Origin of the sequence: Sphingomonas sp. MM-1, assembly GCF_000347675.2 — a bacterium.
Lineage (GTDB): Bacteria > Pseudomonadota > Alphaproteobacteria > Sphingomonadales > Sphingomonadaceae > Sphingomonas_E > Sphingomonas_E fennica.
On the sequence record NC_020561.1, the window covers coordinates 1,723,858 to 1,750,407 of the forward strand.

Here is a 26,550-nt window from a genome sequence, read left to right on the forward strand (position 1 = left end):
CTCCTCCGGTAACGCTCAGACTATCCCTCAACCCATAAAAAAGGGGCGGTCCCGAAGGACCGCCCCCAATTTTTTGCAATCGGTCGACCGCTTAGAAGCGGACGCGGCCACCGATCGCGAAGCGACGGCCCAGAGCGTCGTAGGTCGACGGATAGGTGTTGCCGCTGTTGTAAGTTGTCGAACCGATCGAATTGCCGACAACCGGCGGCTTCTTATCGAACAGGTTGGTAACCGTAAACGTAACGTCGAAATTATCCGAAACCGCGACGCGAGTCGCAAGATCGAAATAGTCGTAAGACTTGATCTTGCGGAAGCCCGGCTCGACGATGCAAGCTTCGGGATCAGCGCCGTTTGGATCAACGCAGCCCACAGCCGCCTCCTGGTCCGCCTCAAACTGCAGCGGCTCGAACTTCACGCCATCGATATGGCGCCACAGGAACGACACATCGACCTTCTCGAAGCTCAGCGTAGCACGGGTATTCCAGCTCAATTTCGGCTGGATCGACCCCGAAAGACCGCAGTTTATGCTGTAATAGCCGACACACTCGCGGTTAATTGAGGTATCGGTGGCCTTAAACTTCTGGCTGTTCGTCCAGTTACCGTTGAACGTCAGGTTAAGCGTCGCGAAATCGAACTGATGGCGATAATTCATCGTCAGATCGATACCGTCGGTCGTGATCGTACCCAGGTTGGACAGGTTAGCAATCAGACCCAGCGTGGTCGCAGGGTCACCATCCAAGCCGCCTGTGGCCGGGTTACGACCAAAGGACTGACAGGCGACACTCGTGGCAGAGCTTGCCGTCACATCATCGAAGCAGGCGCTCATGATGTCATCGACAGTCGGCGTCGTGATCGCCTTCTTGATCTTGATATTATAATAATCGATCGTCAGCGAGAAGCCCGGCACAACCTTCGGCTGGATCACGGCACCGATGACATAGCTGTCGGCCTTTTCGGGGCGAAGATTCACATTACCGCCCGTGGTAATGTTGATCTGGCCAGAACTTGGCTGATTGATCGTACCGATCTGATTGAGCGGCGCCCCCTGAGCCACGCAGACCGCAGCCAGATTCGCATCGTTCAACGGCGCCGAGCCAGCACAAGGATCAACCGCAAGGTTAGTCAGACCAGTGGTGACTGGCGTAAACAGCTCGCCGATGTTCGGGGCGCGGACCGAGCGCTGATACATACCGCGAAGCTTGACATCTTCAATCGGAGCCCAGGTACCGCCGGCCTTCCACGTCGTGGTCTTGTAACTGGGCGACGTCGGAGCGTCCACGCTGTAGCTCGAATAACGGATACCCGCTTCGAGTTGCAAGCTATGGAAGAACGGACGATCAGTGACCAGCGGAGCGATTAATTCGCCATAGGCTTCGTAAACGTCATAACCACCGTCAATATTCGGCGCAGCGCCACCGGCACCGCCCAACTCGCCCGGAGTCTGCGCGAGCAGATCGGACTCCTGCTTTGCGCCATATTTCCGATATTCGCCGCCTACGGCAAATTGGATGGGGTCCTCCGCAAACGGGCTAGCGACGCCGAAATCACCGCTGACGAGGGCGCGGACCTGAGCCAGCGTCGAACGAACCGAAACCGTCGAATTGGCGGTCAGATACGGGATCTGGTCCGGGTTGATGCTACCGTCGCCACCAAAGATGTTAAGCGGCACGCATCCTTCGTTCCCGCTGAGACAGCTGGTGGTGTTGGTCGCCATCAGCGCATCGCGTGTGCGCGACATCAGCATATACCCGCGCTGGGTCTGCGTATTCTCGCTCTCGCCATAGGCGCCCGCCACATCGAAATTGATCGTGTCGGTGATGCTCCCCCGCACGCCCAAACGATAATCAAAGATAGTGGTCACATAGTCGCTTATGCGCGGGCCAAATTCGGTCGCACGGCGCAACACGTTAGTGGTGAAGGTACGGAAATCAGCACTCGTTGGATCGGTTGCAGCCGCAGCTGCCGAACAAGCGGCCGCGGAAAGGCCATTTGCGTTACAGAACTGGTTGCGCACAGCCTCGGGCAGATACGGATTGCTGTACGGAATTTCCATCGAGCTGTTGAAGATACCCGATGGTGCAATGATCGTCGACACGGTGTTCTTGGAGAACATACCGCGCGTGTAAACCTCAATACCATCGGCAACTTCATAGTTCGCCTGGCCAAACATGTTGAAACGCTCGAACGGCGTCTGGAACACGTTATAGGGATTGAAGTTGAAGCTGGCGTAGATCGGAACGAGCGTACCGGTTGTCGGATCGATCTGCAGAACGCCGCTGCCGGGAACGGAGAAACGCGCCGGCACCGCCGTACCCGAACCTTCGGGCTGGCCGTTATAAGAGTTGATGCTCTCACGCGAGTAAGGACGATCGCTCTGATAAACAGCATCGGACTGTTGATAGCCAATGCTGAAAACGGCATTGCCTTTACCATCGTCAAAATTGCCGCCGATGGTGGCGTCGACGCGGAATACGTTTCCGTCACCCTCTTCGGTGAGCTGGTTGCTAATGTTCAGCTCGACACCCGAGAAGTCCTTCTTGGTGACGAAGTTGACCACGCCGGTGATCGCATCGGCACCATAAGTCGTCGAAGCACCCCCCGTCAGCGAGTCGACGCGTTCAACGAGGGCCAGCGGGATGTTGTTGAGGTCGACGCGACCGCTCACGTCACCGGGAACGATACGCGTGCCGTCAAGCAGAACGACGTTGCGACGCGAACCGAGACCGCGAAGGTCGACGTAGGAGGCACCGCCGTTGCCGTTGTTAACGGCCGAACCAATGCTGGCGACCGCGCCCGGCATGTCGCGGAGAATCTCTTCAGCGGTGTTCGACTGACGGAGCGCGATTTCCTCACCGCCGATCACCGACACCGGGCTGGTGGCGACGATGTTCGGATTCTTGATGAGCGTGCCGGTCACGACGATCGTGCCGGTATCTTCCGCCGTGCTGGCGGTGTCATCCTGTGCGAAGGCCGGCGCGGCGACGAGCGCGAGGCCGATGACCCCCGTGCTCAGTGCCGAACGGCCCAGGAATTTCTGCGTTTTGGTCACTATCCAGTCCCTTATTCTGGAGTGTGGTCGGGCCGTGGCGCGGCCCAATGTCCCAACCGTCCGGCAGCCAATGCGCGACAGACGCGCAGCCGACCCCCTCCGGCATGGCTCGGGTGATGCCGGATGGGCTTTACGCTTGTAAAGCTGAGGTTCAGGTAAAATGGCGGTTCGCCATTCGCTGTCGCACAAATGCAACAGTGGCCGAGCAGGCCGGACCATGGCATTCTAGCTGCTGCGCAATTTATCGGCAATTTGGGGAGGTTTCGATGAAATTTTCGGCAAGCGGATGGGTGGCGGCCACCTGTGTCCTGGCCACACCAGCACTCGTGCTTGCCGCGGAGCAGCGTGAAGGGAGGCCCGAGATCTTCACCAAGTTGATCGAGTGCCGATCGATCGCCGACGCCGCCCAACGGCTCGCCTGCTATGACGAACGGGTGGCCGCCCTCGACACCGCCGAGGCCCAGAGCGACGTCGTCGTGGTCGACAAGGGGCAGGTGCGCAAGGCCAAGCGGACGCTGTTCGGCCTGAGCCTCCCGGCGCTGACCATCTTCGAAGGCAACGACAAGGAGAAGGCGCGCGAGGAGGAGATCAAGGAGATCGAATCGACGATCAAGGAGGCGAGCCCGCTGAAGGGAACGCAGGATCGCTGGGTGATCGTGCTCGAGGATGGCGCCCGCTGGGTGCAGACGGAAGCCAAGCGCATCAACCGCGCGCCCAAGCCGGGCATGCCGATCAAGATCCGTCAGGCGGCGCTGGGCAGCTATTTCGCCAATATCGACGGGCAGACCGCCATCCGCGTGCGCCGCGAAAATTGAAGCGCGCCGTCACGAACTGGACAGGCCGGGGCGGCCGTGGCGGCATTCCATTCCTGGGGTCGCATCTATGACGATGCGGCCCATGGGCGTTGCGGCGGGGAATTATAGCCGCCTAGCCGGCCCCGATCGCCCAAGCGTGTGTCGCCGACGGCTCACTGGAATGTCGTCCGGCCGTCATCATCCTCGTCGCGCATGCGAAAGAACTGCATGAACTGGATGAGGAGGTCGGCGCGCTCGGCGATGGTGGGGCTTTCGAGCAGGGCCTGCTTTGCCGCCACGTCGAAGGGCGCGATCTGGGCGATGCCGTTGACCAGCGATTCATCGTCCAGCCGCGCCACCGCGTCCCAATCGACCACATAGCCGCGCGCGGTGGCGAAGCGCTTCGATTCCTGTTCCAGCGCGGCGCGGATCATCAGCTCCAGCGGCTCGCTTTCGGCATCGTCGTCGAAATCGTCGAAGCTCGCCTCGATCTGCCGAAACAGCGTGGGGCGATCGAGCTCCCCCGCCACGCGGAAGCGGCTCTGTCCTTCCAGCACGATGTTGAAGCGGCCATCGTCCAGCGCCTCGACATGGGCGATCCGGCCGACGCAGCCGATGTCGTAGAGCGCGGGCGGGTGCCCTTCCCTTTCGGGTTCGCGCGGCTGGATCATCGCGATCCGGCGATCACGGGCCAGCGCGTCCTTCACCAGCGCGCGGTAGCGCGGCTCGAAGATATGGAGCGGCAGCAGCGCGCGCGGGAACAGCAGGGCGCCCGCCAGCGGAAAGATCGACAGGCGAACCGCCGCGCCCGCCACGGTCATGTGAACAGCACGGCCGAAAGGCGGCGGCGCTGGGCGCTCACCCACGGATCCTCGAGCCCCACCGCCTCGAACAGGTTGAGCAGGCGCGCGCGCGCGGCGCCTTCGTTCCACGTGCGGTCGCGGGCGATGCTTTCGAGGAGGGCATCGGCCGCGCCGTCGCGGTCGCCCGCCGCCATCAACCCGCCGGCCAGCTCATAGCGCGCCTCATGATCGTCCGGATCGGCGGCCGCCCGCGCGCGCAGGCCGCCGAGATCGTCGACCGGCATCGCATCGCGGGCGAGCTGAAGCGCGGCCTTGGCGCGCGCGATGCCGGCATCCCTGGCCTTGTCCTCGGGCACCGTCGCCAGCAGCGCCTCCGCCTCCGCGCCCCGGCCGAGCGCGATCAGCGCCCGCGCCTGGCCGGCGATGACGGATACATCCTCCGGCGCCATTTCGGCGACCTGGTTGAAGATGGAGAGCGCGCGCTCGGCATCGCCCGAATCGAGCACCTCCTCGCCCATCGCCACCAGGGGCGCGATATCCTGCGCCAGCAGATCGTCCGCGCCCTGGACCGGCAGCTGCTTCAATATCTGGTCCAGCATGCCCTTGAGCTGGCTTTCGGTGCGGGCGGGCGTGAGATCGGCGACGAGCTGCCCCTGGAACAGCGCATAGACGGTGGGAATGGACTGGACGCGGAACTGCGCGGCTATCAGCTTGTTGGCGTCGACATCGATCTTGACCAGCTTCACGCCGCGGCCGGCATAATCCTGCGCCACCTTGTCCAGTACGGGGCCCAGCGCCTTGCAGGGGCCGCACCATTCCGCCCAGAAATCGAGGATGACGAGCGCAGTCATCGACGGTTCGATCACGTCCCGCTTGAACGTCTCGATCGCCTCGCGATCCGCGCTGCTCATACCCAAGGTCGCCACCGGCCGCTCCTATTTCCAAGTCCAGGCTGCTTATATCCGAAGCCCCTTATGTGGGCGCGGGAGCGCCGCTGCCAAGCCCCGCAGCGCCTTTGCGACGCCCATGCAATTTTTCTTCACAACGGGGGTTGCCGACCCGAAAACCCTCCGCTATTAGCCGCGCCTCACCCGCCGGGCACGCCCGGCCGAAACGCCAGAGCGGGCGTAGCTCAGGGGTAGAGCACAACCTTGCCAAGGTTGGGGTCGAGGGTTCGAATCCCTTCGCCCGCTCCAAATCTTTAGATTCCACTAAAGATTTGAAAAACAAAGACAAAAATCAACCATTTTAGCCTGTGTAGGTACTGTGCAGAAAAATTTGCGGAACCGCTTTGCGGGTATCGCAGAAAATGCACCCTTATGCTCCGCAGATTTCGCCAAGCAGAACGGCTCGCCCTTCGGCTATAGGGCTGATTCTGGCTTCGCCGGTGGCCGTCTCCCGGACAATCGGTTATGGCGTGGGCCGTCCGTACAATACGCGGGACACGGTAGAGTCAGACAATGCGGGCAAAGCGCAGACAAGACGAAGAGCGGATGAAAGCGCGGGCACGCCGTGTCATGAAGCTGTGGTCGCGCGGCCTCTCCGATGCGCCTGCGCATTCGCCGCGCGCGGTCGGGCGCAATGCCTCTACGCATTGCCGCCCTTGCTCCTGCTGGCTGTGTAGCGGCCATAAAGATGTGCCGCGCAAGCGCGAGCGCGGCTTCGAGGATTATCAGGGCTGAAAGCTTTCTGTCCGGCGCGGCCCAAAGGTCGCGCCGCCTACTCAGGGGTGGGTTGGGCGGGATAAGAAATAGCCGCCGTTTACCATGACGGCGGCTCCGCCAGATGCCGGAGGGTCGCCCCTCCGGCGTTTTCGATTCAGGCGGCTTCCTTCACCTCGTCGGGTTGCGGCTGCAAGCTGTGGAGATAATCGGCGGCGCGCTGCGCATGGGCGGCGGCGCTGAAGATGGCGCGCTTGTCCTCCTTCAGCACCTTGAGCCAGTTGCCAATATAGGCGGCATGCTCGTCACGGGGTTCCGGCGACAGGCTGAGGTCGGCGCAAAGGAACGCCGCGCCAAGCTCGGCGACATATCCTGACAGTCCAGCCCTAATTTGAATTTTTGGGGGTCGAGCGGAGGTGCTGGTCATGCTGCCAACTCCTCGCGCTGGGGCTGCTGCGCCCACATCCAGTCGGCGGCTTGCTGGGCCTTGCTGGCGGCGGTGAAGATCGCCCGTGGATCTTTCTTCAGAGCACTGAGCCACGATGCCACATAGGCGGCGTGATCGGGGCGCGGATGATGGGCAATGCCGAGGTCCGCCAGGACGAACGATGCGGTGAGTTCGGCGCAGGCTTCTTCGATCGGCAGCCAATCGCGCTTGAACCGGTCCTGGAAGTTGCGGTCGAGCCGATGCTTTGCCCCTGTGGCGTGGCCGGACTCGTGCAGCAGGGTGCCCATGTGAGCGGCTGCATCGTGAAACGCCGAGAAAGGCGGCATGAAGATCTGGTCGAGATCGATGCGATAATGGGCATCGTAGGCGCCTTCGGTGATCGGAATGTTCAGCGCCGCGACGAATGCTTCGGCATGGGCGAGGCGTTCGGTCTCCGGCAATAGGGTGACCGGCGCAGGCTCATAACCTTCGACCTGCGCGAGGTTGAACACGGTGAAAGCGCGAGCGAACATACGACCGGGCCGCTGATCGCCATCGTCATGGTCTTGATCGACGTTGGACGCAGCCTGCTTCCAGAAAACGACTGTCGTGCCGCGTTCGCCCTTGCGAACCTGGGCGTCGACCGCCTGCCACTGCCGATAGGTGCCCCACAGGCCGCTGGCATAGCCGCTCACCTGTGCGGCCGCCCACAACGCGAGCACGTTCACGCCCCGGTAGCGCTTATGGGATGAGAAGTTCTCGGGCCGCGTGACGGCGGCGCCATCATGATGCCAGGGCATGCGCCAGGTGCCCGCGCCCGCCTCGATGGCGGCAATGATCTCGGTGGTGATGCGGGTATAAACGTCGGCGCGCTCGGCCGGCGCTGATGAGCGGGACATGTTCGATCTCCACGACGGGCGAAGCAGGCCTCTCCCGCTCCTCATCCCGTCACCCCATCTCCAGGCCCTCCTCTCCCTCTACCGCCGCCCGAAAGGGCGGCGTCGCGCCTTCAGGCGCGATCTGGGCCAGCACGCCCTCGATCCGGTCAACCTCGTGCTGGAGCGCTGCTCGTTGCAATCCAGGCAGGCGCTTCTCGCGCAGCAACATCCGCGCCTCGGTGGCGCTCCGCTCCCAGATGGGCCGGTGACGTTCGGCGATGCAGGCGTTCGGACAGCGGGTCGGTTCGCAAAGTGCTGTCAACGGCCGGTTCGCCGAGGAATCTGTCGCACGCTTGAGGCACAAGGCTGTTGCCGGATCGAAGAAGCAATCGGCCAGCGTGCCGACATGCAGGGTGCGGGCAAGGCTGGCGAGCATGGTGCGCAGACGGGACCGGTCGGCGATCATCGCTGGCAATGGGCTGAGTTGCGTGGCCGTCTCATCGAGGACGCGCTCGATGCGCCGGCCCGCTGGTCCGGAAAGGGAGGCCCCACCTCGCCGCCTGTCGAAATAATCGAGCAAGTCGTCGAGCTGGCCGAGTCCGCGCTGCGTCTCCACCTCGGCGCGGAACCCGGAGGCGCTGCTTCCTGCGTAGCCCTCGAAGGCGGCAACGGAGGCATGCTTGTACTGGATCATGCCAGCCACCGTTCCGAAGGGGCGGTTGGCGATATGCCATGCAATGGTGCGGCGAAACTGGCGGGTCGTAATCCGCCAGGGCTTGCCGTCCGGTCCTGGCGGAATAGCGGGCGCCTCGTCCGAACCGAACAGCGTGTTGAGATGGTCACGGTAGGCGTTGATCTGACGGACGATCTCCGCGGAAACGTGCGACTTGCGGCTCCGCGTCAGTGACAGCACGGGCCAGAGTGTATCAAGGCCGCGAGCGTCGGCCGCACGCTTGCACAATAGCTCGAGCACACTGATCGCATCAGCGACAGGAGCAATGGTCACCCACTCGGCCGGCGCTCCCCCGCTACCCTTGCCCTTGTAGGCGGTGGAACGCACGCGGTGCCGTGACACGACGCCATCCTCACTCCGCTTGAGGGTCAGGCATCCCCGACGCATCGCCTGCACCTCGCAATCGCGCATCCCGGTCAGATAAGCGCAGACCACATAGGCTGCCGCCTGCAGCATGCGCTCTTCGAGGATAAGGGACTTGGCATCGAAACGGGGCCGCCATGGTAAACCACGATCGGGATCAATCGAGATCGGCGTATCCATACCGCCAGGTTCGACGCCCATATCCGCGATGGCAGCTTCAATGAGATCGGAAGCACCGCCAGCGAGAGTAAGGTGCATCGCCGGTTCTGCGGCGGCGTCGACCCCGACGTGGAGATGGAGAAGCTGCACGTTGACGACTGGCATGGTCGTCCCGCTGGCCGGATCGATGGAGGCAGATCCGTTGGGTGGGCTTACCCAGACCGGTACGCCTCGGCCTTGCCGCGCGCGCGACCGGAAATAGCGCTGCAATCGCATCCGCTGCCGTTGACGACGCTCGGCGTGTGCCAGTCCCCGTTCGGCAGCAAACCAGCGGTCACGTTGGGCTTCGAGGCGATCAAGCTCACGCCGGGCCGCGAAAATATCCTGCGCGAAGACGGTGACATAGCGCAGCGACCAGGCCAGCAGCGGGGTGATGATCCCCTCGGGCATACGCGGTGTGCGGTTCTCCCGGACATGCCGATAGCCAGCGACGCGCGCAGGAGCCCGTCCTTCCCAAGGCTCAAACGACAGGCCGCCACCGGGAAGATGGTCGCGGTAATGGTATAGATCGATGATCACCTCGAGAAGGTGGCCAACGATGACGGGCCTCCTTGCGGGATCATCACGCAGATGGCGGGCATAAGCATCGATCAGCGCGGGATCGATGCGGCTAAGGTCGAGCACACCCAGTCGTCCGCGCGCAAAACCGAAGAAGCGCCGCGCCCGATTGAACGCTTGCCGGATACAGGCGGGCAATAGCTTCGGACGGTAGCCGGGGAGATCGACGTTGAGACGGGCATAGAGATAGGCGCGCATCGTCGCCTGCACATCGGCATGTTCAAGCACGTCGAAATGCACGGTGACATGGCAGCGCCGGGCGTTCTCGCGGAAAACAGCGGGTCCAAGATCCCAGCTCGGGTCACCGACACGCGACAGTGCCTCACGGGAATGGCCCGGCTTGAGCGGCACAATCGTCAACACGGGCCGATCATCGAACGCGAGCGCCGGGACATAGGCGGGGGCCGTCATGCGCGCGTCTCGGGCGGGAGATAGAGATGCTCGTCGGTTGCGCGCAGCCGCGCTTCGGCGACGACCGCATCGGAAAATGCTGGCAGAATCTGGTTGACTATCCGGGCATGAACCTGCCCGAACTTGGCCATCCAGTCAGAACCAGGCAGGCCCTGCCGTTGATCTTCGACGAATGCGAGGAAGGCCAGGATCGCGGGCAGCTTGCGCGCGGTGATGACAGCGTTGGGGCAATGGAGACACCCCCAGAAAGGCTGAGAACAGGGCGAACCAACCTCGGCGAAGGGACTGCGATGGAAGCCCGCACAAGCGGCGAGCCAGACATCCTGTTCGCCGTCGAGCAGCGGATCGACCGTATCTGGCGGCATCAGCGGCGCGGCCTGTTCGGGCCCTTCGCGCAGTGCCTGCTCCGCAGTGGGCGGGAGTATGGTCGGCATCGCAGCGGCGACCGCCTCGCGGAAGGCATCGGCGACCGCGGCCTCGTGCAGGGGCCGGAGCGAGGGTAGATCCGCGTAATGGCGCGCGGCGACCTCACGGCTATGCCCGACCGCGAACCGAGCCATATGCCCTTCGGTCTTGGTGTACCACAGCGCCTTGTGGGTCTTGCGAAGGCGGGAAAGCAGAAGGTAGAGCGGCTTGCCGTCGTCATCGACAATCCGGTGCCGAGCCACCCACGCATCGAGACGTTCGCGCGGATGACGAATACCGGCGTGCAGCCCGCCAGCGTTGTGGTAGACCCAGAGACAATCAGCGGACAGATGTTGGCGCGCAACTGCCGTGACCTCGATCAGCCGGCGGATAAGGCCACCTGGCGTGCCGATGCCGCCGTCGCGCACGCGCATACTCTTGTGCTCGGCAGCGCGGGCGCGTCGCTTCAGGTAACGCAACTCGACAGTGCCAGCGGATGGGTTGGCCAGGCAATCAACCGTCAACGCCTTCAAGCACTCGGGCTCCAGGCCAGTATCGAGCGAAAGTAGCACGAACAATGGGGGGATATCGGTGACGTGAAGATGATGGCGGCGATGCAGGTCATCGACCAGCGTGCTGATCGGCAGGCCGCGCCGTGCGCGCATGAAATAGAGGCTCTTCAGCGCGGGATGGTCTGCGACGATAAAGCCCTGCCGCGCGATGACCGCTTCGACTTCAGCGCGCGCCCTGGCGATGATCGGATCGCCCTCATCGGTGTGGTCGTCATCGGCGCCGAAACGGCGGAACATCGCTTCGATATCGGCCCTTGCGGCGTCGCGCAGTGCGCGAGCGACGAACGGACTGTAGGCATCGCGCGGGGTCGAGCGACCTGCCGAAGTGGCCAACGTGTAACGAAGCCGCTCATGCAGGTCGGGCGCGATCCGGTCGGGCCGATCTGCCTCCATCATGCGCAATGTGTTGATCACCTTGCCCACGATTATGTGCCGGTGGATCGCGCTCTTCCCGAGTCGCTCGAGCGTGGAGGAAAAACCATCGATATGGGCCGCGTGGAGATCACTGATGCCGGCCACCTTCGGCGCTTCGTCGGCAAGCCAGGCGAAGAAGTGACGATAGACCTGGAGATACTGCTTGATGACGCTGGCCGCACCGATTGATCCGCCGAGTGCCGCTGACCGATGGAGCGCGCCGGCAAAGGCAATGGCGAGCGGACGAGGCTCGAGCCCGGTCATATCGACCAGGACGGTCCCGCCATGCCGCGCCTCGATGGTGAACTTGAGGCCGAGCACCGGATCGGGCTGCACAGCCTCCGGGGTGATCGGAGCGAAAGCGACAGGCCGGCCCCTGCGGGGACGCCCGCTCATGCGCCCTGCGGTCCCGGCAGCAGCGCGAGTAGCTCCTCTACGGCTGCGTCGACCGTATCGGCGCGGGTCGCGATATGGTCGAGGTAGATATAGGTGGTCGTAAGGCTCGCGTGGCCGAGCAGGCGTTGCACCTGTTGCAGCGGGTCGCCCAAGATCAGCCGGTAGCTCTCTACCGCCCCCGCCGGCAATGCGGCTTCGCGTAGTCGCTGCTGGATCAGCAACGCGAGCATATGGACTGCGAAGGTGTGGCGAAGCTGGTGCGGGCTGATCGACAGCGGAAAACCGTTCTCCGCGCACCGCTTGCAGGCCCGAGTGAAGATCACCTCCCACGAGTTGGGACGGACAGGTTGCCCGACCTCGGTCAGCCATAGCGCCGCCGGCTCCCGGAGCGTTCCATCCTCATCACACAGGATCAGGCGGCATCGTTCCTCCGGGGTGCAGATATCCCGCATGCGGTCGAGACCGGCGCGAGTGACAGGGATCGGTCGCTCAAAACTGGCCGCGCCATCGCGCGCGGCAAACTTGGCAACGCCTGCGGCCCGTTCGACGGCGACATAGGCGGCGATCTGACGAAGCAGCCGGCGCGGGACCAGAACGCTGCGTCCTCGGTCGCCCTTGGTGAGCGGCGGCGGGAGAGGCAGCCAAAGTTGTTGTCCATCACCGTCTTCGCGGTCGATCGCCGTGAGCTCGGCAGCGAGCAGGCACGACGCCTCTTCGAGGCGCAGGCCGGTGGTGACGAGAAGATCGGCGAACAGCGCGTTGCGCAGCCCGTTCCGATCGCGCGCGCCAGGGCGCTCGGTGCCGTCAGGGGCGAGACCGCGCAGGCCGACCTCACGGAAAATGCGGTAGTCGTCCATCGGGACGAACCGAACATCCGACCGCCTCGCGACACGTTCATAGGCGTCGTTGCGCGCCGCGATCATGCCGCGACGGCCGCCCTGCGCCGGTCGCCACACGGCACGGCGGCTGAACGGCGCCTCGGCGATCAGCCCTTGCTGCTCGCCCCAGCGGTAGAGGCGATCGAGACTGGCGACGGCCCGGTTCCAGCTTGCCGCCGTGATCCGGTTATCAGCCTCGTCGCGGCGTCGCTCACGATGATAGGCGACCACATCGTCGCGGGTCGCAGTCCACACGGTCTTGCCAAAGGCATCGAGAAAGCGAAGCCAGACCGCGACATCGTAGGCACAGGCGCGAAGCGAGTGCCGCGAGCGGACGCCCGACAGCGGCAGGTCGAGAAAGAAGCGATCCAGATCGGGATCGTAAAGCGCGTCGTCGCGCAAGATCAGCGGCACATGCGCATCGAGACCCTTGGCCTCGCGACGCTCGCAGACAGAGATGATCGACATCAGCGCGAAACCCTCCCCCCGGACCCCCCACCCGGAAGCTGACCTCGCACCGTTGCGCCCTATGGCCCGTCAGTTATCAGGCTGGCCTCCGCCAGCTCTTGGGTCAGCGCTACGGCCAGCCTGATAACTGCCTACCGTCGGCGTCCATCACCACATCCTACTGCAAAGTGCCATGCGGTGCAGACTGTCCAGATAATGCGACAAGTTCCTCCATCGCATAGCCTTCATCGCCCCACCGCTTGCGGCCAAAATCTCGCTCCAAGCGGTTCGCGCCTTTCGTCCAGTGGGTCATTTCATGGGCAAGGGTGGCGTAATAGGCTTCGGCTTCGCGGAAGGCTTCAAAGGGCGGCATTTGCACAAAGTCCTGTGCGGGGCTGAAAAATGCTCGGCTGCCGCCGTGGCGAATATCCGCACGGGTGGCGGCAAAGAAAACCTCGGCGTGCGCAATGCGCTGCAAGGTATCGGCGGGACGCTCGGCCAGCGCATAGAAATGCGCGGGCAAGCCCTCCACCTGCTCCACGTTGAACACGGTATAGCCCTTCATAAAAGGAATATCGCGCTCGGATTCCTGCCCGTTCTCGTCGGTTTCGGTCTTGGTGATAGTGTTGGCGTAAACGACAAGATTTCCCTTCTCGCCTTTGCGGACGTTGCCGCCAAGCTCCTGCGCCTGTTTGTAGGTCATCCAGATCGGCGCGTTATAACCGCGCTCACAGGCTGCGCCCCACAGCATCAGGACATTGATTCCACGGTAGGGCTGACCGTTTGCGCGCAGCGGGCGGGTGATGCGCCCTGCGGCATGTTCGGCGCTCCACGGCTGGAACCACGGGCGGACGCCGCTTTCCAATGCGGTCACGATATGGGCCGTTACTCTCTCATAAACATCTTGTTTCATTGCCTTTTCTTCCTTGGCTGATGGGTTGCGCATGCAACCGACTAGCCACGCGGCAATGAGCGGGGATTCAGCCGTCCAGACCGGAAAACGGGGGATGGCGCGGGCCGGAGCGCAGCGACTACACGGCTCCCGTTTTCCGCACCCAAGCTTGTCTTGGGGCTTGGTCTTGACGGTGAAGGGCGGCACGCCCCCAAAGAAAGAAGTAATGCGGACAAAGGCCGCGCCTTATCCGCGCGCGGGATTGTTACCGGATGGCAGAGACGCGGCTGCGCGGCTGCGCGGTGCCGCAAGGCATAAAGCCCACTCCGGCTCCACCGGACGCGCCCTCGATAATCGGAGGATTAAATCGTAAGATATGTCATTATAAATCAAATAATTATGGATATAATTATGAACAAAATTCCGATTCATCAACTCGAAAACACAATGAAGCGATTTGATAAACTTCATACAGAGATAGTCGAGTCTTTAAAGTCAAACGCCAGCGTTTCAGATGGATACTTATCTGACGTCAATTTTCTCTATTGGACACTCTGCGAGAAGCTGGAAGACTTTCTCTCATCCAACGCTCGAAGTTGAACTCTTGTTAGCGCTGCGCACTCGCGCCAAAGGCTCAGTCTAGCGGCATACAGTCGTCGAAACGCTGCGCGCCAGCAACGCCACCGCTTCCGCTTGCCGATGGGTGCCTGTCTTGGCCAGAATCCGCTTGAGATGGCTGCGCACGGTCGCGAGGCCGATGCCCATATTTACGGCTATATCCTCAAGCGAGGCTCCGCGCCCGAGAGCGGCTGCAACCGCGCCTTCGGTGCGCGTAAGGCCGAACAGCTCGCGCAGGCGAGCGGCGGGGAGCGGCGCTTCGGGGTCGCGGATGAACACCAGCACGGCAGGAAGCTGTTCGCCAAAGGCGGAAGCCGAGGGGCGCAAGGGGGCAACCTCAAGGGCCAGCGGCATGCGATGCGGACGCGGAATGGCGAGCGCAGAGCCGGGTTTGGCAATCTTACCCCGCGAGGTATCCATCGCCCCGCGCACCTGCGCCAAGAGCTTATCGTGAAGGGCGGGCGGGCGCAGCGCCAGCCGCCCGCGAATAACCGCAAGCTCCGGATTCTCGTGCAGCAGCCGCTCCGCCATGTCGCTTGCGTGGATGATACGGCCCGTGCCGTCCACCATCAGCACGCCCGTATCCAGCCTGTCGAGGGCCTGCAAGGCGGCGGCATGGGATTGAGATACCGCCGCAAAGCGCTGCCCGAGACGCAGCGCCCGCTGCAAGTGCGGCAGCACCAGTGCCGCCTGCTTCCGTTCGTGGTTGGTATAGGCTCCCGCACCCTGCGGCCTGTGGATGCCGAGAACGCCAATCGCCCCGTCCGCTGCCGGAAACACCGCACCAATCATATGATGAATATCCAGATGCCGGAGCCATTCCTGATAAAAGCCGCTGCGCGCCTGTTCCTCGCGCGTTACCAAATCCTCGTCGGTGATGATACGCTGCATGCCGTAAGCTACGCTGCGCTCAACCCATAAATCTTTGCGGTGCCAGTCGTCCGCCCAAGCCTGTTCCCGCTCGGACACTATGAGGTTGTCCGTGCATTCGAGAAGGTTCACGCGGGCATTGTCGCCGTGCAATTTAAGAACAGTGCTGGTCGAGCCGAGCGTTTCCGCGATGCGGGATGCTGTACCCGCCCAAAGGCTATCGTCCACCGCTGCATCGTATAGATGCGCAATCAATCCCGAGAGACGGGGTTCGAGGACTTCTTGGGACAGCATGGCCGCGTAACGCTCCCCGTACTTATGCGGTGACAACAGTTAACCTTATCCGCCCTGCAAATAACCTTGCATGAACAACGCCGCATGGCGGCATTGCTCAAGGCTTCGTGATTTCTCCCCTGTTTAGGGGACGAATGGGCCTCCGCGCCACCTTAACCGTAGCGGGAAGGATTTTCACGCGCGGAGATGTCATGAGCCAAACCCGTTTCATCATAATGCCGCTGATCTTGGCGACGGGGCTTGCCGCCTGCGGCCAGCCCGCCGATACGGCGGAAAATCAGAACGCCGCGACGGCGGAGAATGCCACCGTCACAGAGGGCGTAGCTGCACCGGCGAACGGCAACGCGGCGGACGCAACCGCAGCAACCAAAGTTGCCACCACAACCCCTGTCTCTGCACCCGCAACGCCGGGGGCGCCTCCGGCTCAGGTGGAAGCTGCGGTGGTCACGGTGCTGCCGCTCAAGCGCGGCTATTATGTCGCTAGCGACACGCCTTGCGGCCAAGCCTCCAACGCCACCACGACGCTGCTGCGCCGCGAAGGCATCGGGGGCGCGCGGGATTTCTGCGAGTTCAAGAAGATCGAGCAATCCGGCCCGAACACCTTTCGCGTCACGGAAGCCTGCGGGGATTTGCAGGACAACGTCCCGCCAGAAACCAGCGTCACGACCTATACGCTCAAGGGCGATACGGCGTTTACGTCCAAGAGTGCAAGCGGCTGGGAACACAGCGCCCGCTACTGCGCCCAATCGAGCATGCCGCCTGATTGGCGCGCCAATGACATCAGCGACGTGACGCGCTGAACATAGAGGTAGATATGGAACTCACCACACTGAGCGGGCCTGTCAGCGGTATCCGCCATTCCACCGAAACGCGCGGCACGGTGGGCCGCAATGGCGGCTCCGTGAAAACAGGACAGGTCATCGCGTTTCGGGTGGGCGAGCGCTCCGCGCAAATCAAGCTGGCCGATGTGCCGGACATTCGGGATGGCGATGAGGTGACGCTGGCCGGACGCGAAAAGAACGGCGTGTTCAAGGCCCTTGCACTGCGGAACGACAAGACGCGCGCTGTCTATAGCATCCCGACGACGGTCGGCTATCTGATGGGCGCGACGCTCATCGCGCTTGGCGTGATGACGCTCGTTTTCCTGATCGGCGTCGTGTTTATCGCGGGCGGTTTGTGGACGATTTACGAGGCGTACAACTACACGCAGGCGGCGAACATGCTCAGGGGGTGAAGCTCCACCATCCGCGCGCGGATGGGATTCAGGCGGTTGGCTCCGGCAAACACGAGGTTCAGGGCGATTCAGAAACCGGCGCGGGGCAATCTCCCTGCGTGTCCGCCCTCATACGTCCTATCCATCATGCACCCTGCCAGCGGTCTTGCCTGCTGGGCGCAAGCCCGTGCGGGCTTCTTCTCTCCGTTGCGGTCCTACGGATGCACCCGGCAATCCCGCTGGCGTCATCGGGGGGCATGAAAGGCCGTAGTGGTTGCGGCCTCAAGCAATAGGGAGACAGCCCATGCGCCTCATCGTCGCTTCCGAACTCGACAACCTGCCGGAAACCGCTCTGCACTCCAAATTCTACCGCGTGCAGCAGGAACTGGCCTTCACCGAGCCCGCCACCACCGAGCGCGCGAATGCGCTGGCATCCCTCGAAAACATCAACCGCGCGATCATCACGCGCCGCGTCAAAGGGCCGGGCTTTTAAGCCTCCGCCCAAAAGAAAACCGCCAGCGGACGAGACTCCGCTGGCGGCTTTTCTCGGAGGAAAGCGCCTTGTCTTACGCGGCCAGCAGGTGGCCGTTGGCAACAAGCGTGTCCACATCAGGAAGCGAACTGTACCTGTTCTTTTCCACAGCAGCGTCCAGAGCGGGCATCCCCTGAAACTCCGCCAGTCTGAGCTAGAGTCCTTCATGAAGGAGGACGACGATGAAGCGCAGCAGGTTCACCGAGGAGCAGATTATCGGGATCTTGCGGGAGCAGGAGGCCGGTTCGAAGACGGGGGATGTGTGCCGCAAGCACGGCGTGAGCAGTGCGACATTCTACAAGTGGAAGGCGACGTATGGCGGCATGGACGTGTCGCCATCAAGCTGCCCGGGAAGCATCTCCGCCCAAAGCCCCTCACCCAGCGCCTTGCGCAGCCGGTAGGTGCCGTGCAGCGCCTCGGGCCTGCCGCTCGTCGAAGGGCTGTCGAGGATGTTCGGCAGGCCTTCGGCATCAGCGAGCGTCGGGCCTGTGCCATCCTTGGCGTGGATCGATCGTCGATGCGCTATGCGCATCGGCGTGGTGATGATGGCGACCTGCGGTCGCGTCTTCGCGAGATCGCGCTTGAACGTCGCCGGTTCGGCTACCGGCGGCTGGGGACCATGCTGGCCCGCGAGGGCATCGTGATGAACCACAAGAAGCTGCTGCGGCTATATCGCGAGGAGAACTTGCGTGTGCGGCGCCGGCGGGGCCGCAAGCGAGCGATGGGCACGCGAGCACCGATGACGTTACCGCAAGGTCCGAACCAGCGTTGGAGCCTGGACTTCGTGAGCGACACGCTGGTGTGCAGCCGGCGTATCCGTATCCTTGCGGTGGTGGACGACTTCACGCGGGAGAACCTCGCGCTGGTGGTCGATACGTCGCTGTCGGGTGCTCGTGTGGCGCGCGAGCTCGATGCGATCATCGCGGTTCGCGGCAAGCCGCTGATGATCGTGAGCGACAACGGCACGGAACTGACCAGCCTCGCGATCCTGCGTTGGGCGCAGGACCGGGGGATCGAGTGGCACTATATCGCGCCGGGCAAGCCGCAGCAGAACGGCTACGTCGAGAGCTTTAATGGTCGCTTGCGCGACGAATGCCTGAACGAGACGCTGTTCGCGTCCCTCAGCCATGCGCGGTCGGTGCTGCGGGCATGGCGCGACGACTACAACTACGTGCGGCCGCATAGCGGGATAGGCGGGCTGACGCCCGCCAATGCTGCCGGGCGGGTTGCACAACCCAACCCGCCAGGGCACCCTGGCAACCCCGGACTCTACTTATGAGTGGAGGAGAAAAGGGGAGCACGTCACCGGCTACCTCAAGAACATGCTTCAAGACACGCAGAAATCCGTGTTTGAGCATGTTATCTACGATTCCGGTGGCGTCGAGCGCACTTTCGCCGAACAGCTCGAAAAGAATGAGGCGGTGAAAGTTTACGCCAAATTGCCCGGTTGGTTCAAAGTTCCCACGCCGCTCGGCACCTACAATCCCGATTGGGCTGTGCTGGTGCAGGTGGACGGCGAGGAACGCCTCTACTTCGTTGTCGAAACCAAGGGTGATCTATTCGACGACGCCTTGCGCGGTAATGAAGCGGCAAAGATCGCCTGTGGCGAGGCGCACTTCAAGGCGCTCGCCGTTGACGAAAATCCTGCCAGCTACATCAGGGCCAGAAATATTGAAGACCTGATGGAGCATTGCTGATGCCCGCCACCAGCATCACCCTCAAAAGAGGGTGAGCTGGCGCGCGGCGGCCTCGTGCCGCCGCCAGTCCGACGAGGCCGCTTCCTCGTCGAGCCATGTGCGCACAAGGGCCACCGGCCCGCCCATGGCGGCGACGGCATTTGCCGTCGTGAAGTGCGAGCGGTAGCCGGTTTCCGTGATGGGAAGCGGCGCACGCTCTGGCGCGATGGCCTCGATTTCGAGGTAGGCCGTGTCGAGGCCGTAATCGTCGGCAAGGCTGGGCCAGCGCGGTTCGTAGCTGATGGAAATGGTCACGCCGTTCCAGACGGTTTCGTGATGCTCCGTATAGCGTTTGCAGAGGCGGCTCATGCTGCACCTCCCTCTGCGATGGGAAGTTGGGCGGCTTCGTCCTGAGCCGCGCCGACGATGTAGAGTACCTCTTGGAGGTCGCGGCGTGCGTCGCCGGTGATGCTATCGTAGTTGTCGAGCATAAAGCTGACGTGGTCAAAGATGCTGTTAAGCCCACTGGAGAGGCGCTGGCTGCGGGTCATGCTGCACCGCCTTCCGCCGCTTCGTCGGCTTTCGGGGGGAGCAGAACAATGCGACCGTCTAGCGGATAGAGGTCGAGTTGCAGGGTATGGCCGTCGCCGTTCTGGTGGGGCCAAGCGGCCCCGATGCGCGTCCAGAAGGATTTGCCGCCTTTGGCTTCTCTGACGTGCCACGCAATCAGCGCGGGCACTTTGGTTTCGGATTTGTTCGTCATGTCTTTTCTCCTTGGTTTGCATTTCCCTTTCGGGCGTGCCCACGGAGAGCCAGGCGCGATGGCGCGGCGTCACACAGGAAAATTGGGGGGACCGGACGCCTGCGGACGGGGGAGCCGAGGCTTCCTGTTGACGCCATGAGCGCCCGCGCATGGCAGGGGGCATGACGCTGCCCGATGGGGATGCAAATAAGACAAGGGGAATTCAGGACGGAGCCGAGAACAAAGCCCACGCCTGCAAAGGGTGCAGTGACAGTTCAAAAGGTCGGCGGCATATCCTGAGATATGGCGATTTTGGGGTAAGAGTGGCCTGCATGAGGGCAGGCTCCGCTATCCAATGCCTCTGGTTCGCCAGCGGCTGAGGCAACGGCTTCGCGGAAAGACGCGATCACAGGGGCGCTTGAAGCTCGGCGCGCCTTTTTCCCGTGCCCGCTTGGCCGGACTCCACGACCGAGGAGCGCCAGCGGCGCGTCGTGACCTCCGGCAGAAACGCATAGCTCTGTTGCATCGGCCATCGAACTCGATGGCTGGTACGATGCGCGCTAGCGTTTGGGGCGGTTCGGCTTGTCCGTCTGCTTGGCTTTGATGGACTGCACCTCTTTGGCCTTGGCTTCCAGCTCGTCGATTTCGGCGTTCATTTCGGCATGCATCGCATCCCATCCGCCGATGCCCATAAGCACGCGGTCGGCATGTTTGATGGTGTTCACATGCCCATAGTGCTGCTCGATCATTTTGACGGAGGTGCCCATTTGCTGGGCGAGGATATAGACATCCACCCCGGCGGAAAGCCGGAGCGTGGCGTAGGTATGGCGGAAGCAATAGGTGGTGCGGGGAATGCCGCTCGGACCCTCGCGAAGGTCGGTGTATTTCAATAACTCTTCGACGGTGTCCCGATAGAGCCATTTTGCCGGTTTGCCGTTGATAATCGTAAAGACATGATCGTCAGGCTTGGTTGCCTTGGAAAGCTCGCGGATGCGGTCGAGGTATTTCCCGACACTGATCGGAGCAATCAGCTTGCGGGTTTTGCCCTTGCATGCGGTGGTGGACCAGGCGATCAAAGGCTTCTTCGTCGATGCCGACGGCAAGAAAGGTCTGTCCGGCAAGGTCGTGACACGAGCCGGCGCGACGCTTGCGCGGTCGTTCATTGCCGGGACGATCGCCGGTATCTCGCAATCGGTCGAAGGATCGTTCGGGAGCCTCTCGACCTCGGCGCTCGGCAGCGTGCGCAGTCTCGACGCGGGCGATGCCGCCAAGTCGGGCATTGCCGGCGGCCTCTCCAAATCATCGGACAAGCTCACCGATTTCTACCTCGACCTCGCCCGTCAGGCGGGCCCGGTCGTCGAAGTCGGCGCAGCCAAGGATGTCGTGGTCGTCATTCAGGAAGGTCTCGCGCTCGAGATCAAGCCATCGGTCGGAAGCAAGTTCTGATGCGACGCCTTCCCCAATCCACAGGAGGTTCCGCCATGTGCGTGCTGGCCTACAAATCTCTCCATCGAACCTTGCTCTCGTTCAGCCTGCTCGCAGCCCTGGGCGGCTGCGCGACGGTGGGCGCGATGATGTCGCCCTATTCGGAGAAGTTCGACTGCAAGAACAGCGACCACGGCCAGTGCATTCATCCCGATCGGGCCTATGAGGACGCGGTCGCGGGCGTCGCTTCGAAGTCCGACCCGAAGGTGACCAACGACCGCGCCATGCTGCGCGGCCAGGACACCGCCCGCAGGAGCGCGCGATCGCGGAACGAGGCCGCGGGCAACGCCTATGGCAACTATCGCGACAGCGTCTACCGCGAATTGAAAGACCTGGTCGAAGCGCCGGTCACGCCGATGCTCAAGCCCGCACGGACCGTGCGCACGCTGATCCTGCCCTATGCCGATCGCCAGCGCCCGGATCGCCTCTATATGCCTCGGTACGTCTACTCGGTGGTCGACAAGCCCGTCTGGGTCGTGGGCGGCGCACTCGTCGGCGCGCCCGATCGCGCATCGCAAGCGCCTATCCTCGGGCAGGTCCGTGAACCTGCCGCGCCGGATGGCGAACCTGCGTCGAGCGAGACCACCTCGCCCGCGCCGGCGATCGTCGCTCCGGCACCGGAGCCAAAGCCGTGAGCCCGCCGGCATCGAGCAGCGGCCTCTCCTACGCCCGCCTTCGCAACGCCGTCCGGCGCGACAGCTTCTCGGACTATCTGCCGCTCGTCGCCTGGGATGACGAGACAGAGGCCTTTCTCTGCATCGACGATACCTGGGGCCATGCCTGGGAGCTGGTTCCGACCGCCTATATGTTCGGCCATGTCCAGAGCGCCTTGCAGGGTCTCCTCAATATCCACTTCCCGGACGGGACGGTCCTCCAGCTCCACACCTTCGCCGATCCGCTGATCGACGATGCACTCGATGCCTTCCTCGACCTCAAGACCCGCGATGATCCGCTGATCCAGGCCTCGGCGCGGCGCGCCCATGCCTATCTGAGCGAGGGTCGTCATGGCCTGAAGGCGCTGCATGGCATCCCGGTGCGCAACTTCCGCACGCTGCTCTCGATCAAGACGCGGCGGCCGCTCGGCGAGGATCTGCGGCGGCAGGTCGAGGAGCAGCTCTCAAAGCTCGGAATTCGCCGCCTGCCTCCGCAGGAGATGGTCGCCTTCTATCGACGCATCTTCAACGGCGTCGCCGATCCGGCGCCGGGTGTGTTCGCCGACGGATCGACCACCGGCGCACCGCCGATCGCCAAGCAGATCATCGATGCGGGCCCCGATCTCGTGTTCGAGGGCGCGGAGGTGTTCCTTGGCAACCAGGTCGCGCGCTGCCTGACGCCCAAGGCGCCGGCGCGCAGAATCACCGCCGAACGCGCCAATCGCCTGATGGGCGGCATGCGCGGCGCGTCCGAGGACAGCGACCAGATTGGCGGGCCGTTCCTCTACACGCTCAACATCCTGTTCGATCATTCGCAGTTCGAGATCCACAAACGCGCACAAATCCTCTCGGCGCAGAAGGCGGCGGGCAGCTTCGCGGTCGAGGTCGGCAAGCAGATCGAGGAGATCGGCTGGATCCTCGACGAGGCGGGCAACAGCAAGTTCGTCCGGGTGATCCCGACCATCTGGGTGTTCGGCCGCGACCGTGCCCATGCCCGCGATCTCGCAGCGCGCGCCAAGCGGCTGTGGGAGGGCGAGCCGCAGCCCTTCTCGATGCAGAAGCGGCATTTATGGCGCATGCCGTTGATTTTCAAGGTAGTCATGACGGTCCCGCAATGCGCTTGGACCTATTCTTGGACCCAAATACCAAGCGTGTCCCTTGGTAGCGGTGGATGGCCTGTCTTGGACGCTCCTCGCTCTCTTGTTGCCGGTGCAATGTGTCAGCGGGCAACCTGATCAGAGGCCGCGAACCCGTCCATCGGCGTTCAGCAACGTCCAATGCGCTGCAGCGTGCTCATTTTCCCACCTCCTGATCCGGAACACCAAGGATGTTGCGCCCCCGCTTCAGCCCGAAAAAACGGGAGGAGCGCAGTTCGGATTGTTGGCTGCGGCAGCGGTGATGCCGGGGTGAGATGACGGCTCCTTTGGCCAGTTGGCCGATACCGATAGGAGCCTCACCATGTCACACCAAGCTTCAGACATCGTCACTCCGAAAGCCCTGTTGCTCGATGAGCGGCTGACGCCGCTGGAGCGCAACGCCTGGCTGACGTTCCGTTCGCTGGCCAGCAGTGACGGCACCGTGGTCCTCAGCTACGACGCGCTGCGCAAGTACCTGCCCAGCGCACCGGGCAGCAAGCGGGCTGCCCTTGAAACCGTGTCCAGGGCCGTGCTGTGCCTGCGGCTGTCCACGTGGATTGCGTTGGTCGAGTACCGCCGCAATCCGATGACCGGCTTCTCGATGGCCAGCCGCTACGCGGTGCGGAATCAGCCCCTTGCGTTCAACGACGCGTGCCTGGAGGATGAAGACTACCTGCCGCTGTTGGAACGGGCGCTTGGCCACGCCAGCGCGACGATCCGCCAACTGGCACAGTCCATTCTCGAAGGGGCCATGCGCCATCCAGACAGGTTGGGAAAGCTGCCCGCAGCAATGCAAGAACGGATCAGGCGCTTGCAGCACCAGGGCGACGACCATGATCCGGACAGTCCTGGCGGTTCAACTCCGCGCAATGACCTCGTGCCCGAAGCCAGCGGCGGCATTCCGAAACCCGTTCCGGCATCTGCGACAGCAGTACGTACTGTAGAAAAAGAAGTATTAAAAGAAGTACGTACGTACCGCTCACCACACGAAGTGCAGGTATCGGGGCCAGATGTGCCAGCCCGCTTCCGGCAACTGCCACAGGATCAGCAGCGGGTTCTCACCGCGCGTCTCAGGGGCTTGCCTCCGGAGCAACGCCTGGCGGTGCTGGCTGAATGGGACGTACGCTGCGAATCAGGTGGCGTGCACAACGCCATCGCCTACCTCTACGGATTGATCAAGAAGGCCGTGGAAGGCGTCTTCAAGCTCTGGGCGGCACGCAAATCCACTCCGCAGCAGACACCCATGCAGGCCATCAACAACAGCCAGCATGGCTCGCCGCCGGCTCCTTCGCCATCGTCCAGCAGCCAAGCCGCAAAGCCTGCGTCGCGCGAGGTGGCGCAACGGCATCTGGATCAGATCAGGCGCATGCTGAAGACGCCATCGCTGCCCATCGGGCAGATCATTGGGTGCATGGCTGACAGCGGAATGCTGCCAACAGCCCCGGGAAACACGCCTGCTGCTGCAAGGCTGGGATTCCTGGGCTCGGCGTGAGACAAATGGGGCCGTCACTGCCCGCCGCAGTGACGGCCCGGCGAACTGCAGCAGGAATGCGGGTTGGCGCAGCATCGCATTGATGGCGGCGCACATGACGATGCCCCGGCACACTGGCCCAGCAACAACCTGCCGGTGGGTATGAACACCGGAACCCTGGCGCAGGTTCCTGCAAGCGCCGCCCCGGTTCACCGGGCGGAACCATCCCAGGCACACCCAGGCTCGTTCGGTGTGCCGCCCTACCCACGGGCAGAGCCTTCCTCATCTTCGGCGTGGTTCGTCCCGCCATCGTCGCGACACACGCTCGCCTTTCCAGGCTTCGTCGCTGCTCGCCCGACCTCACACGGTCTGCCGGCTCCTTTTCCACCACTGCACAACAGGAGGCACCCATCCCCGCACATCGCGTTGTTGTCCCTTGCAACTCTTCCGCCCGGCCTTCCCACAGGAAGCAAGGCGGACGCCTCATTCGAGGCCACAGGTGAACTGAGCACCTGGCCCTTGCCCTTCGGGGATCTCGCCTTGGCGAGTTGGCAAAAACACTGACCGTTTGCTTCTCAGCCCCGACAACCGATGGAACAACGCCGCGATGGACGACCTGACCTATACCTTGCGCCAGCTCTGCCTGCGCAACCGCGACGGCAGTCACGCCACCCAGGCTGACCGGCAACGGTCGCTGAGTCTGGCCGCACGCCAACTGCGCGAGGCGGGCTTCCGCCAGATGCGCGCCATCTCGCTCAAGGGCAAGCATGTCGAAGCCCTGTTGCAGCGCTGGCAAGCCGAAGGCCTGTCGGCTGGCACGATCAAGAACCGCATGGCCCACCTGCGCTGGTGGGCAGAGAAGGTCGGCAAGGCAGGCATCCTGCCAACGGACAACGCCAAGCTGGGCATCCCAGACCGCCGCTATGTGACCAACGAGAGCAGGGCCAAGGAAGTGGGCGATGGGCTGAACAGAATCACCGATCCACACGTTCGCATGAGCCTGCGCCTGCAAGCCGCCTTCGGCTTGCGGCGGGAGGAATCCATCAAGTTCCAGCCCCGCCATGCCGACCGTGGCGACCACATCGCCATCAAGGGGTCATGGGCCAAGGGCGGGCGCGACCGGACGGTGCCGATCACGACGCCGGAGCAGCGGGCGGTGCTGGACGAAGCGCACCGGTTAGCAGGGCTGAGCTCGCTGATCCCCGCGGACAAGACCTACATCCAGCAGCGGCACGTTTACGACGGGCAATGCAAGGCAGCGGGCCTGAGCAACATGCACGGTCTGCGGCATGGCTATGCCCAAGCCCGCTATCTGGTGCTGACAGGCTGGACGGCTCCTGCGGCAGGCGGTCCTTCGACACAGCAACTGACACCCGCACAACACGGCCAGGACCAGGTTGCGCGACAGACGGTCAGCCGTGAATTGGGACATGAGCGACTGCAAATCACGACGGTGTACCTGGGTCGATGAATTGATTCTCTTGACGCCAGCCTTGCTGGCTGGAGCGCGAGCCATTGGCTCGGATGCCTCCGATAAAAAATGCTCTATAAGCATTAAATTTGATATATGATGCTTACCAAGCATACTTACGCCCCCCAGATACCCTATGGTCAACAGCGTCGCTGATCTCATTCGGGCCGCCCGCAATGGGCGAACCCAGGCGGAGTTCGCCACTGTTCTGGGCGTTTCGCAGTCCCAATTGAGCCGGTATGAGCGGGGGGAGTACGACCCGCCCGCCAAGGTGATCAATGCCTGTATGCGGGAGGCGCATATCGGCAATGGGGTATCGGCGCCATCGGCTGACGACTTGGCCCACAGGGTGCGCACGATGTTGGCCAGTCCAGATAAGGAGCAGGCACGCTCCGCCATCGCCGGCCTGTTAGCGGTGCTTGCTCATGAATAGCGATGGCGAAAAATTTCTGGTCGTACTGAACGATCCGGCCCGCATATAGAGGACAA

24 protein-coding genes, 1 tRNA gene and 2 pseudogenes are annotated in these 26,550 nt (G+C 63.0%); 13 read left to right on the top strand and 14 right to left on the bottom strand.

Annotation, left to right across the window (positions count from 1 at the left end):
• Window positions 1–91: 91 nt before the first annotated feature.
• A complete protein-coding gene (locus G432_RS08430; protein ID WP_041865263.1) occupies window positions 92–3,052 on the bottom strand; it encodes a TonB-dependent receptor domain-containing protein in 2,961 nt (986 codons plus the stop codon).
• A gap of 263 nt (window positions 3,053–3,315) precedes the next feature.
• Between G432_RS08430 and G432_RS08435 the strand changes: the two genes are divergently transcribed.
• Window positions 3,316–3,864, top strand: a complete 549-nt coding sequence (locus G432_RS08435) for a hypothetical protein (protein ID WP_015458406.1) — start codon at window positions 3,316–3,318, stop codon at window positions 3,862–3,864.
• 152 nt (window positions 3,865–4,016) lie between these two features.
• Here G432_RS08435 and G432_RS08440 read toward each other — a convergent pair whose 3' ends face one another.
• Together G432_RS08440 and G432_RS08445 are read right to left on the bottom strand one after the other, a co-directional pair.
• The gene (locus G432_RS08440; protein ID WP_015458407.1) at window positions 4,017–4,664 is read right to left on the bottom strand and encodes an LON peptidase substrate-binding domain-containing protein; all 648 of its coding nucleotides are present in this window, start codon (window positions 4,662–4,664) and stop codon (window positions 4,017–4,019) included.
• Window positions 4,661–5,557 (bottom strand): tetratricopeptide repeat protein, encoded by an 897-nt coding sequence (locus tag G432_RS08445; protein WP_015458408.1) that lies wholly within the window; start codon window positions 5,555–5,557, stop codon window positions 4,661–4,663. Before G432_RS08445 ends, G432_RS08440 begins: the two co-directional genes overlap by 4 nt.
• A gap of 210 nt (window positions 5,558–5,767) precedes the next feature.
• Here G432_RS08445 and G432_RS08450 point away from each other — a divergent pair.
• Window positions 5,768–5,842 (top strand) — tRNA-Gly (locus tag G432_RS08450).
• Between the two features lie 622 nt (window positions 5,843–6,464).
• On the opposite strand, the gene G432_RS08455 is transcribed toward G432_RS08450, so the two are convergent.
• The 7 genes from G432_RS08455 to G432_RS08485 form a co-directional block, all read right to left on the bottom strand.
• Window positions 6,465–6,734, bottom strand: a complete 270-nt coding sequence (locus G432_RS08455; RefSeq protein WP_015458409.1) for a zincin-like metallopeptidase domain-containing protein — start codon at window positions 6,732–6,734, stop codon at window positions 6,465–6,467.
• Window positions 6,731–7,633 (bottom strand): ArdC family protein, encoded by a 903-nt coding sequence (locus G432_RS08460; RefSeq protein ID WP_015449374.1) that lies wholly within the window; start codon window positions 7,631–7,633, stop codon window positions 6,731–6,733. The genes G432_RS08455 and G432_RS08460 overlap by 4 nt, the downstream gene beginning before the upstream one ends.
• A gap of 49 nt (window positions 7,634–7,682) precedes the next feature.
• Window positions 7,683–9,896, bottom strand: coding sequence for a phage integrase (locus G432_RS08465; RefSeq protein WP_015449375.1), 2,214 nt, complete (start codon window positions 9,894–9,896; stop codon window positions 7,683–7,685).
• Window positions 9,893–11,683, bottom strand: a complete 1,791-nt coding sequence (locus G432_RS08470; protein WP_037465845.1) for a hypothetical protein — start codon at window positions 11,681–11,683, stop codon at window positions 9,893–9,895. The genes G432_RS08465 and G432_RS08470 overlap by 4 nt, the downstream gene beginning before the upstream one ends.
• Entirely contained in the window at window positions 11,680–13,029 is a 1,350-nt protein-coding gene (locus G432_RS08475; RefSeq protein WP_015449377.1) for a tyrosine-type recombinase/integrase, read from the bottom strand. Before G432_RS08475 ends, G432_RS08470 begins: the two co-directional genes overlap by 4 nt.
• A gap of 157 nt (window positions 13,030–13,186) precedes the next feature.
• Window positions 13,187–13,921 carry an ArdC family protein gene (locus G432_RS08480; RefSeq protein ID WP_015458410.1) on the bottom strand — a complete coding sequence of 245 codons (735 nt, stop codon included), beginning with the start codon at window positions 13,919–13,921 and terminating at the stop codon, window positions 13,187–13,189.
• Window positions 13,922–14,539: 618 nt separating this feature from the next.
• Entirely contained in the window at window positions 14,540–15,682 is a 1,143-nt protein-coding gene (locus tag G432_RS08485) for a helix-turn-helix transcriptional regulator (protein WP_041864849.1), read from the bottom strand.
• 191 nt (window positions 15,683–15,873) lie between these two features.
• Between G432_RS08485 and G432_RS23205 the strand changes: the two genes are divergently transcribed.
• The 5 genes from G432_RS23205 (at window position 15,874) to G432_RS08515 (ending at window position 19,124) form a co-directional block, all read left to right on the top strand.
• Complete coding sequence (locus G432_RS23205) at window positions 15,874–16,482, top strand: hypothetical protein (protein ID WP_015458412.1); 609 nt, start codon at window positions 15,874–15,876, stop codon at window positions 16,480–16,482.
• Window positions 16,483–16,496: 14 nt separating this feature from the next.
• Window positions 16,497–16,916, top strand: coding sequence for a hypothetical protein (locus G432_RS08495; RefSeq protein ID WP_015458413.1), 420 nt, complete (start codon window positions 16,497–16,499; stop codon window positions 16,914–16,916).
• A 283-nt stretch (window positions 16,917–17,199) separates the two neighbouring features.
• A complete protein-coding gene (locus tag G432_RS08500; protein ID WP_015458414.1) occupies window positions 17,200–17,388 on the top strand; it encodes a hypothetical protein in 189 nt (62 codons plus the stop codon).
• A 221-nt stretch (window positions 17,389–17,609) separates the two neighbouring features.
• Window positions 17,610–18,706, top strand: a protein-coding gene (locus tag G432_RS22525) for an IS3 family transposase (RefSeq protein WP_443024284.1) whose coding sequence is annotated in 2 segments (ribosomal slippage) — window positions 17,610–17,771 and window positions 17,774–18,706 — 1,095 coding nt in all. Because the reading frame shifts where the segments join, the coding sequence is not laid out codon by codon here.
• A 67-nt stretch (window positions 18,707–18,773) separates the two neighbouring features.
• Window positions 18,774–19,124 (top strand): restriction endonuclease, encoded by a 351-nt coding sequence (locus G432_RS08515; RefSeq protein WP_041864850.1) that lies wholly within the window; start codon window positions 18,774–18,776, stop codon window positions 19,122–19,124.
• Window positions 19,125–19,145: 21 nt separating this feature from the next.
• Here G432_RS08515 and G432_RS08520 read toward each other — a convergent pair whose 3' ends face one another.
• The 4 genes from G432_RS08520 to G432_RS08530 form a co-directional block, all read right to left on the bottom strand.
• Window positions 19,146–19,472 (bottom strand): hypothetical protein, encoded by a 327-nt coding sequence (locus tag G432_RS08520; protein ID WP_015458417.1) that lies wholly within the window; start codon window positions 19,470–19,472, stop codon window positions 19,146–19,148.
• Window positions 19,469–19,654, bottom strand: a complete 186-nt coding sequence (locus G432_RS23210) for a hypothetical protein (RefSeq protein WP_015458418.1) — start codon at window positions 19,652–19,654, stop codon at window positions 19,469–19,471. Before G432_RS23210 ends, G432_RS08520 begins: the two co-directional genes overlap by 4 nt.
• Window positions 19,651–19,866, bottom strand: a complete 216-nt coding sequence (locus G432_RS08525) for a hypothetical protein (protein ID WP_015458419.1) — start codon at window positions 19,864–19,866, stop codon at window positions 19,651–19,653. Before G432_RS08525 ends, G432_RS23210 begins: the two co-directional genes overlap by 4 nt.
• 539 nt (window positions 19,867–20,405) lie before the next feature.
• Window positions 20,406–20,921, bottom strand: a complete 516-nt coding sequence (locus G432_RS08530) for a tyrosine-type recombinase/integrase (protein ID WP_015458420.1) — start codon at window positions 20,919–20,921, stop codon at window positions 20,406–20,408.
• Here G432_RS08530 and G432_RS08535 point away from each other — a divergent pair.
• The 6 genes and pseudogenes from G432_RS08535 to G432_RS08560 all read left to right on the top strand — a co-directional run.
• Window positions 20,896–21,291 (top strand): annotated as a pseudogene (locus G432_RS08535) (TrbI/VirB10 family protein); the annotation flags it as partial. The gene G432_RS08530 and the pseudogene G432_RS08535 sit on opposite strands and share 26 nt — an antisense overlap.
• A gap of 35 nt (window positions 21,292–21,326) precedes the next feature.
• Window positions 21,327–21,965 carry a TraV family lipoprotein gene (locus tag G432_RS08540; protein WP_015458422.1) on the top strand — a complete coding sequence of 213 codons (639 nt, stop codon included), beginning with the start codon at window positions 21,327–21,329 and terminating at the stop codon, window positions 21,963–21,965.
• Window positions 21,962–23,044 (top strand): annotated as a pseudogene (locus tag G432_RS08545) (conjugal transfer protein TraC); the annotation flags it as partial. The gene G432_RS08540 and the pseudogene G432_RS08545, both read left to right, overlap by 4 nt.
• 397 nt (window positions 23,045–23,441) lie before the next feature.
• The gene (locus G432_RS08550; protein WP_041865270.1) at window positions 23,442–24,611 is read left to right on the top strand and encodes an STY4528 family pathogenicity island replication protein; all 1,170 of its coding nucleotides are present in this window, start codon (window positions 23,442–23,444) and stop codon (window positions 24,609–24,611) included.
• A gap of 586 nt (window positions 24,612–25,197) precedes the next feature.
• Window positions 25,198–26,061, top strand: a complete 864-nt coding sequence (locus tag G432_RS08555; RefSeq protein WP_041865271.1) for a phage integrase N-terminal domain-containing protein — start codon at window positions 25,198–25,200, stop codon at window positions 26,059–26,061.
• A 136-nt stretch (window positions 26,062–26,197) separates the two neighbouring features.
• Window positions 26,198–26,494: a helix-turn-helix transcriptional regulator gene (locus tag G432_RS08560; protein WP_015458426.1), complete on the top strand. Its 297-nt coding sequence runs from the start codon at window positions 26,198–26,200 to the stop codon at window positions 26,492–26,494.
• Window positions 26,495–26,550: the final 56 nt, after the last annotated feature.